This window comes from Mesorhizobium sp. WSM4809 (assembly GCF_055811655.1).
Window position 1 is genome coordinate 173,529 of record NZ_JBVVQW010000009.1, and the last position, 6,472, is coordinate 180,000.

A 6,472-nucleotide genomic window follows, 5' to 3' on the forward strand; every position below is an offset into this window, starting at 1 on the left:
ACGCGCGGCGTTTTAGGTCTTTGTCATATGCATGTCGTTTTCCCAAAACCGGGGCCACTTTTGGGCGACGTGCGCAAAAAAAGGGGGCGGGATGACGCTGGACGACTACAACGGCTTCTGCGCCTCGCTGCCCGCGACGAACCACGTTGTCCAATGGGGCGGCGCCCATGTCTGGAAGGTCGGAAACAAGGTCTTCGCGGTTGGCGGCTGGGATCAGGGCCAGCAGCTCTTCGTCACCTTCAAATGTTCCGATATCGCCTATGATGTGCTCAAGGAGCAGCCGGGCCTGCGGCCCGCGCCCTATCTTGCCTCGCGCGGTATGACATGGATCCAGCGTCGGACAAGCCAGAGCATGGATGATGCCGCGCTGAAGGATTATCTGCGCGAGAGCCATCGCCTTGTAGCCCTGAAACTGACCAGACAGGCGCGCAAGGAATTGGGACTTGCCGCAAGCTAGTCTATATTCCTCGAGGCGCTGGAAAACCGCCATCTTCATGCCCGGTTCATGTTGGAACTATATGGTGGGTAACTGGTTTGCTGACGAGGGGCTTCGCCAGAGAACAATGCCGGGCGGCGGCAATTACGGACCGGAGAGTTTCGCCACTATGCTGCGTACGATCTTCACCCTTTCGGTACTTGCCGGCGGGCTTTTGTCTGCCAATGCAATCGCAGCCCCGACGCAGGACAGCGCACCACCGATTGTCCGTGCCGCCGATACCGGTGGCATCCTTGTCGCCCAGGACGGCAATCTCGACATCTACTACGACGCCAGGGGCAACCGCGTGATCGTCGATGCCGATACCGGCAAGGTGATCGCCATCCAGCCGCCGCAGACCCGGCTCGACCGCCGCGCCTTGCGCCGCGATACACGACTGCGCGAACTGGGCCGCGCCCCCGAGGGCGACGACCGTTACTATCTCGACGATCCGGAAGACATGGCGCGGTTCCGCCGCCAGCAGTTGGAAGAGGAAGGCCGCGTTATCCCGCCGCCGGCGGACGAGTACGATCCCTATGGGGACAATGCCGTCGAAGCCTATCCGCCGGCACCGCAGGACGATGGCAGCTACGATGACAATTATCCCGACGCGCCGCAGCCGGCAAAGCCGGGTACCATCAAGCGCCAGCCGCTGGACGAGGCCTCGATAGACCCTGCCCAGCCGGCGACGTCAGCCGATCAGGCAGCTCTGCCACCAGAGACTGGCGGCAAGACCACTGTTGCCCCGGCACTGTCGCTGGGAGCGCGCCAGGATGTCGCCGCCCTTCAGGTGCTGCTCGACCGGGGTGGCGCTTCGCCTGGCGTCATCGACGGGCGTTTCGGTTCGAACGTCGACAAAGCGCTCGCTGCCTACAACCAGATCACCGGCGCCAATCTGCGATCGACCGACGCGGTCGCCATCCAGGCGGCACTTGCGCAATCCGGCGGCGATGCCTTCGCCAACTACACGATCACAGCGGAGGATGCGGCCGGTCCCTATGTCGCGTCGATCCCGGAAGACTACAGCCAGAAGGCGCAACTCGATCGCATGGGCTATACGTCGGTGACCGAGGCGCTCGCAGAGCGCTTCCACATGGATGAGAATTATCTCAAAGCGCTCAACCCGGACCTCGATTTCAATCGTCCCGGCACGACCATCAAGGTCGCCAATTTCGGCAAACTGGTTTCGACGCCGGTGGCCCGCATCGTCGCCGACAAGGACAAGAAAGAGGTTTTCGCCTATGATGCCGGCGGCAGGCTGGTCGCGGCCTATCCCGCAACCATCGGCTCTTCGGACACGCCGTCACCGTCCGGCATTCACACGGTGTCGCGCGTCGCGCTCGATCCGAACTACACCTACAATCCCAGCATCAATTTCAAGCAGGGCCAGAACGACAAGGTCCTGACCATTCCGCCTGGGCCGAACGGTCCCGTCGGCTCGGTCTGGATCGCCCTGGACAAGCCGACCTATGGCATCCACGGCACGCCGGATCCGTCGAAGATCGGCAAGACCGAAAGCCATGGCTGCGTACGCCTGACCAACTGGGATGCGCGGGAGTTGGCCAAGCTGGTTTCGCCGGGTGTCACGGTGGAGTTTGTCGGCGGACCTTCAGCCGATAACCTTGCGCAGCAGTGAACTGGGAAGTGCGGCGGCATAGACCAGCTGCATGATCAGGATGAAGCCGAGCTTTCAAGCGGCCGCCTCATCGAAATCCCCGCCGGCTGCACGTAACGGGGCTGGCATGACTGTGCCATTTGCACCCTGTCAGGGTGCAACCCTGGCCAAACGGCTGGTTTCAATGACTGCAAGCCACTGGCCGGTTGTTGCCGATGCGCTAGGGGTTTAAGCAAGGTTTCATGCATTCACCGAGCAAAGCTGCCGCGGTCCCGCTGACCAGCCCGGTCACGCATGGAACGTTTTGTCCGCAGTCGCAGCGGCGATTTGTGCTGATCGCGGCAATTCTGGCCTCGGCGCTTGGCTTCATAGACGGCTCGATCCTGGCCATCGCCACACCGGCGATTCGCGTCAACCTCGGCGCCAGCCTTGCCGAGGCGCAGTGGATTTCCAATGCCTATGCATTGACGCTGTCGGCGCTGATCCTGGCCGGGGGTGCGGCCGGCGACCGATTCGGTCTGCGCCGCGCCTTCGTGTCCGGCATTGCGCTGTTCATCGTCGCTTCGCTGGCCTGTGCGCTGGCGCCGAATGCCATTGTGCTGATCGCATTTCGCGCGTTGCAGGGCATCGGTGCGGCAATCATGGTGCCCGGCAGCCTCGCCATCATCGCCAAGGCCTACCCGAAGAAAGAACGCGGCCGCGCGATTGGGATCTGGGCGGCGGCTTCAGCGCTGACCACGGCACTTGGCCCGGTGTTCGGCGGTTTCGTGCTGTCGGCCTTCGGCGACGGCATCTGGCGGGCGATCTTCGCCATCAACCTGCCGCTGGGCTTGATCTCGATCTGGCTTCTGCTGGCCAAGGTTCCTGCCGATACGCCGACGGAGAAACGCAGCCTGGATCTCGGTGGTGCAGCGCTCGCGACATTGGCCTTCGGCGCGCTTGCCTATGGGCTGACCTCGATGAGCGCCAGCGGCGAGGGCCTCATGGCAGGGCCGAGCATTGCCGCAGGCGTCGTACTGCTGGCTGTCTTCATCGTTTTCGAGCTTCGGCAGCGCGAGCCGATGATCGACCTCAGCCTGTTTCGCGTCGGTGCTTTCGCCGGCGCCAATGTGGCGACATTCTTCCTCTATTTTGCGCTATCGGCCAACCTTTTCTATCTGCCGATGCTGCTGATCGCCGGCTGGGATCTGAGCACGGCCGAGGTCGGCTTCATCTTCCTGCCCTTGTCGGCATTGATCGCGCTTTTGTCGGGACCGGTCGGCAAGCTTTCGGACCGGATCGGACCACGTTTTCCGATCGCCTGCGGCAGCTTGGTCGTGGCTTTCGCGTTTGCCGGGCTGGCCTTGCTCACCTACGCCGGTATCCACAATTTCTGGATTGGAATATTCCCGCTGATGGCGCTGATGGGGCTCGGCATGGCTCTGGTCGTGTCGCCTTTGTCGACCGCGATCATGACGGCGGTGGAAGACAAGGACACGGGGGCCGCCTCCGGCATCAACAATGCCGTCTCACGCATCGGCGGTCTGATCGCGGTGGCGGCGATGGGCTCGCTTGCCGCATGGGTTTACGCGAATGCGCTGGACGCGAGCGCAACGTCCGCCATCCCAGGATTGGTGAACCGGCGCCAGCCGGGCTTGCGCCGGCCATCGATGCGGCGAGGCTCGCCGCCAGCGATGCCGCTTTTGCCGCGGTTTCTTCGGTGACTGCGCTGCTTTGCCTGATTGCGGCTGTCATCGCCTGGACGACCATTCCCGGTGAGCGATTGCCATGGCCGCGACAGGCCGAAGATCGGCAAGGCTGAAGCGGGTCAACCGTCGATCTTGGCGCTCGCAACCTTCAGCGAATCGCTGTCTTCCTGCTTCAGCAGTTCGTCGATGCGCTCGCGCTCGCGCTTGAAGGCGACGAGGTCATCGCCCTTCAGCACCTTGCCGACCGGCAGGCGGACACGCATCGGATCAACCTTGGTGCCGTTGACGATCAGCTCGTAGTGAAGATGCGGGCCGGTGGCGAGGCCGGTCTGGCCGAGGAAGCCGATGGTCTGGCCCTGGCGGACGTGCACGCCCGGTTCGATGCCTTTGGCAAAGGCGCTCTGGTGATTGTATGATGTCTCATAGCCATTGGCATGGCGGATGATGATCTGCTTGCCGTAGCCGCCGGCCCAGCCGACCTTCTCGACCGTGCCGTTGCCGGCGGCGATGATCGGCGTACCGATCGGCGCGGACCAATCGACGCCGGTGTGCATGCGGACATAGCCGAGGATCGGATGCCTGCGGGCGCCGAAACCGGAGCGGAATTTCCCGGCGGGCAGGGGATTGCGCAACAGGAACTGCTCGGCGCTCGAGCCGTCCTCATCAAAATAATCGGTGCCGCCGTCCTGCATCTGGAAGCGGTAGAAGTTGCGGGTCTGGCCGCCGAACGTCGCCGAGACGTAAAGAAGCTCGGAGCTGTCCGAGGTCTGGTCGTCACCGTCGGGCTGCGAGAACAGGACTTCGATGCGGTCGGCGGGGCTGAGGCGGGATTGGAAGTCGACGTCGGACGCCAGCAACTTGATCAACCGCTGCGTCATCGCCTTGGACATGCCGTAGGAATAGGCGGCGCGGTAGATGCCGTCATAGACGTTGGGCAGGTTGCCGCGCACCACCACGGGCGCCGACGAATCATCGAAGGCCGTCAGCAATTCGGGGTTCGGATCCGGTTCCTGCGCCGGCACATACTGGCCGCGATCGTTGAGCGCGATGGTGACGATGTGCTGGGTCCGGTCATAGACGCTGGTGCGCACGACCTTGGCGGCATCGCCGTGAACCTCAAGGCCGACACGCAGCACGGTTCCAGCCTTGAGCGCTGTTGCGTTGAGCAACTTGGCGATAGCTTCGGCCATTCCGGTGGCATCTTCACCCGTGTAGCCCGAATTGGCAAAAGCCTCGGTGACGTCGAGATCCTTGGTGAAGGGGATGATTTCCTCGGCGAAAGCCGGCGCCTGGTCGTCAACAGTGGCACGGGGCGCCACCGAGACATTTTCCGGCACGATCTTGACGTCGTAGGAGCCCGCCATGCTCTCGGCAAAAGCTTCGCCGAATCGCTGCGGGTCGACATAGTGAAGTGAAGCGACCTGCACGGCGCCGTCGCTGAGGTCGGTGCCGGCTTCGCGCACCACTTTTTCCACCTCGTCGGCGGAGAGGTCGCTCTTTTCGTCGAAGGAAGCTGTTTCGATCGGAAAATCGACGGTCTTCAGGCTCATCTCGCTTTCGACCTTGGCGCCGTAGATCTGGCCGGAAGCGGCAGAGGCCGTCGCCGGCTGGGCATTGTCGTCGCTGTCGTCGCCGAACACCTGCATCGGGTCGAAGGGTGGGTAGGCGCGGCTGGTGGTGTGGCCGGCGGCAAGGGCCATCTTGATCTGGACGAAAGGCATGGTGTGGATGACGTCGCGGTCGCCGACCTTGGTGACCATCGACACTTCCATGCGGCGACGGTCCTTGGCCTTTGCGATCTGACGCGGCGCCACCAGCCTGGTGGTCTTGGCGACTTCGCCGGAATCCCCGTTGCCGGCAAGGCTGATCAACTCGGCGATCTCGGGTGGGGTGGCGAGTTGCTGGCGGCCGTCAAGGGCGGCGAACAGCGCCACGCCCATCAGCACGCTTGAGGTGACGCCAGTGAGAAATGTTCCCGACAGCCAGCGTGCAGAAACCTCGCGCCGGTCGGGCGGGCCGCTGCGGCCATCCGCGATAAGCGGCGGCTCGTTGCCGAGTTCGGCTATGACATCTTCCGTGTCTGGCATCCAGAAAGGCTGCTTCTTCCCCGGGCGGAACGGCTTGTCGCTTTTGTTGTGGCCGTGACATTTGCCTGTCATGGCAGGTGAAGTCAACGAAGCGCCAGGCTCCGAACGAATTGCCCCCAAGCACTTCTCTTATAGAGCGCTCTACCAGGCGGGGCGGTGTACCTTCTCTGCAAGGCCCATCGCACACTCCTATATAGAGGGCTCGTAAGACAGGCGCTGCTCCGTCGGCGGCGCCCACTTTCGTTGGCTTTGGTGTCGAACGGCAATGCGGCGGCAATAGGGCTCCTTCCCTGCCGTCCAATCGGTATTGCCAGCGTTCCCCTGGGGCAGTCGGCTATCGGCAGATCGGGTCCGAAATTTCTGTCGCAAAAACTTCAAAAACATTGTCGATGTGTGTTGACAGTTGTCGTTGGTGGCGACTATATACGCCTCACGAACGAGGGCGGCTCGCCGCTGGCGACGAAGAAGTTTGCTTCTAAGCCTGCCCTTAGCGAAATTCAAGAGAGCCGCGTAAGCGACACTCGGACGGCCCCGGAGCCAAAAGCGAAGCGGGCCACGACATTGCGTTTGCGGTGTCTGTTCTTTGAAAATTGAATAATGAAGAAAG

General features: G+C 62.7%; 3 protein-coding genes and 1 pseudogene. 3 read left to right on the top strand and 1 reads right to left on the bottom strand.

Annotated features, from left to right (window positions below; translation table 11 throughout):
* Window positions 1–91: 91 nt before the first annotated feature.
* The 3 genes and pseudogenes from AC0L24_RS22305 to AC0L24_RS22315 all read left to right on the top strand — a co-directional run bounded on the left by AC0L24_RS22305 (window position 92) and on the right by AC0L24_RS22315 (window position 3,891).
* Window positions 92–457: an MmcQ/YjbR family DNA-binding protein gene (locus AC0L24_RS22305; RefSeq protein ID WP_127379972.1), complete on the top strand. Its 366-nt coding sequence runs from the start codon at window positions 92–94 to the stop codon at window positions 455–457.
* 148 nt (window positions 458–605) lie between these two features.
* Window positions 606–2,111, top strand: a complete 1,506-nt coding sequence (locus tag AC0L24_RS22310) for a L,D-transpeptidase family protein (protein ID WP_127811339.1) — start codon at window positions 606–608, stop codon at window positions 2,109–2,111.
* A gap of 221 nt (window positions 2,112–2,332) precedes the next feature.
* Window positions 2,333–3,891: pseudogene (locus tag AC0L24_RS22315) on the top strand (MFS transporter).
* Window positions 3,892–3,897: 6 nt separating this feature from the next.
* Here the strand turns inward: AC0L24_RS22315 and AC0L24_RS22320 are convergent.
* Window positions 3,898–5,865, bottom strand: coding sequence for a M23 family metallopeptidase (locus tag AC0L24_RS22320; protein WP_164748944.1), 1,968 nt, complete (start codon window positions 5,863–5,865; stop codon window positions 3,898–3,900).
* Between the last annotated feature and the right edge of the window lie 607 nt (window positions 5,866–6,472).